2 protein-coding genes are annotated in these 2,280 nt (G+C 47.1%); one reads left to right on the top strand and one right to left on the bottom strand.

The genetic code is table 11. From position 1 onward, the window contains the following. Positions 1-90: 90 nt before the first annotated feature. Positions 91-1,308 carry a D-alanyl-D-alanine carboxypeptidase family protein gene (locus tag ACTHUT_RS18255; protein WP_250600546.1) on the bottom strand — a complete coding sequence of 406 codons (1,218 nt, stop codon included), beginning with the start codon at positions 1,306-1,308 and terminating at the stop codon, positions 91-93. A gap of 204 nt (positions 1,309-1,512) precedes the next feature. Here ACTHUT_RS18255 and ilvA point away from each other — a divergent pair. Further along, positions 1,513-2,280: threonine ammonia-lyase, biosynthetic (gene ilvA, locus ACTHUT_RS18250; RefSeq protein ID WP_440419316.1), on the top strand; the 768-nt coding region annotated here is incomplete at its 3' end.

Here is a 2,280-nt window from a genome sequence, read left to right as displayed (position 1 = left end):
GATTTCTTGTTAGGGATTATTATTAAAGCTATAAAAAGGCCGTTTGAAATATTTCAGACGGCCTTTATTTATGTTTTGATAGAAAGAGAATTAACTGAATAAACCTTTAAACCACAACACAATCGCGTCCCACATACGGCGCAACCAGCTGCCTTCTTCCACGCCGGTCAGGGCGACGACGTCTTTTTCGGCAATGATTTTACCGTCTTTCATGACTTTCAGCTTACCCAATACTTGGCCTTTTTCAATCGGAGCGAGGACGGGCTGAAGCGTTTCTAAAATAGGTTTGACGTTTTTGCCGGTATCGTGGGGAATGGTAATGTAAACATCGTCCAAGAAACCAATATCTACGGCTTTGGTGCTGCCTTTGTAAACTTTGACTTGGGAAATCACTTCTCCGCCGTTGTAAAGTTTAGGCGTATCAAATGCCTGCAATGACCAGTTGAGCAGTTTACTGCTTTCGCTGGCACGCGCTTCGGTGGATTCGGCACCGGCAAGGATGGAAACAATACGGCGGTTGTTACGTTTGCTGGAAGCAGCAAGATGATAGCCTGCGCCTTCGCTATAGCCGGTTTTTAAACCGTCGATACTGCTGTCGCGATAGAGCAAGAGATTACGGTTGGGCTGCTCGATATTATTGTATTTGAAAGATTTGTTTGCAAATAATGGATAATATTTCGGATAGTCATTAATGAGTGCGGCGGCCAAGATGGCGAGGTCGCCAACGGTTGAAACATGGCCGTTAGAAGAAATGCCGGTCGGATTGTTGAAGTGAGTATGCTTCATGCCCAAGCGTTTGGCTTCTTCGTTCATTTGTTTGACGAACTCGTCGATAGAGCCGTTGCCAATGGCTTCGGCAAGGGTAATGGCGGCATCGTTGGCCGATTGGATGGTTGTACCCTTAATCAAGGAGCTGACGCTGACAGGAACTTTGGGGTCGAGGAACATACGCGAACCTTCGACTTTCCATGCAGCATTAGAAACCGTCAGCATTTGGCCTGCCTCAAGCGTACCGTTTTCCAGTGCTTTAAAGGTAAGGTAGGCTGTCATCATTTGTGTCAACGCGGCAGGCTCGATAGGCGTGTCGGCATTGTTGGATGCCAAGGTTTGCTTGCTGTGCAGGTCGGTAACAATATAGGCAGTCGCCGCAATTTCCGGCGGCGTTGTCGGGCTGTTGATGCTGTGCAGCAGCGGCTGCGTTTGAGCATTACTTTGTACGGCAGGTGCGGATGCAACCGGATCGGCAGCAAGAGCAGGAGTACTAATAAGAGTAGCAAAAATTAAGCTAAGTAGCGTTTTTTTCATCATTATGTGTAGATTTGAATATGAGTGGACACTGTTATGAGGTAAACAGTTTGGCATATTAAATAGATATTAAGCGGACATTATACCGTCTCATTTAGGCTTTGCTAAGATTTTTCTTGCCTTCAGACGGCCTCAGGGGTATGGTTTTAACTTTTTCGTCCGGTCGATTTGACCGAATTGCAATTTATTTCCGAACACTAAAATACCATGAACCATTCCCTTCCTCTTTCTGATTATCTAACCCGTATTTTGACCGCTTCAGTTTATGATGTGGCCGTAGAAACGCCTTTGGATTTGGCGCGCAGTTTGTCAGGCCGTCTGAACAATCAGGTTTTGCTTAAACGTGAAGATTTGCAGCCGGTGTTTTCGTTCAAAATTCGCGGCGCGTACAACAAAATGGCGAAGCTGCCAAAAGAAGCCTTGGATTGCGGCGTGATTGCAGCAAGCGCGGGCAACCATGCGCAGGGTGTGGCTTTATCGGCTCAATATTTGGGTTGCCGCGCCGTCATCGTGATGCCGGAAACTACGCCGAAAATCAAAATTGATGCAGTAAAGAGCCGTGGCGGTGAAGTGGTATTGAAAGGTGTGTCTTACAACGATGCCTATGATTATGCGATGGAGTTGGCAGAAAAGGAAAAACTGACCTATATCGCGCCGTTTGATGATCCTGATGTGATTGCGGGTCAGGGAACCATCGGCATGGAAATCCTCCGTCAACACCGCAATATCAATGCGATTTTTGTGCCGATTGGCGGCGGCGGTTTGGCGGCTGGCGTGGCGGCATTTATTAAACAGGTTTGCCCTGAAATTAAAGTCATTGGCGTGCAAACCGATGATTCTTGCTGTATGAAGCAATCGGTAGAGGCTGGGGAAATCGTACATTTGAAAGATGTTGGCCTGTTTTCAGACGGCACGGCTGTTAAAGTGGTGAGTGAGGAGACCTTCCGCCTGTGTAAAGAGCTATTGGACGAGATT

It is taken from the genome of Neisseria sp. P0022.S010 (genome assembly GCF_051956635.1).
The sequence above is the reverse complement of the archived record's forward strand: the minus strand, read 5'-3'. Positions and strand labels throughout refer to the sequence as shown.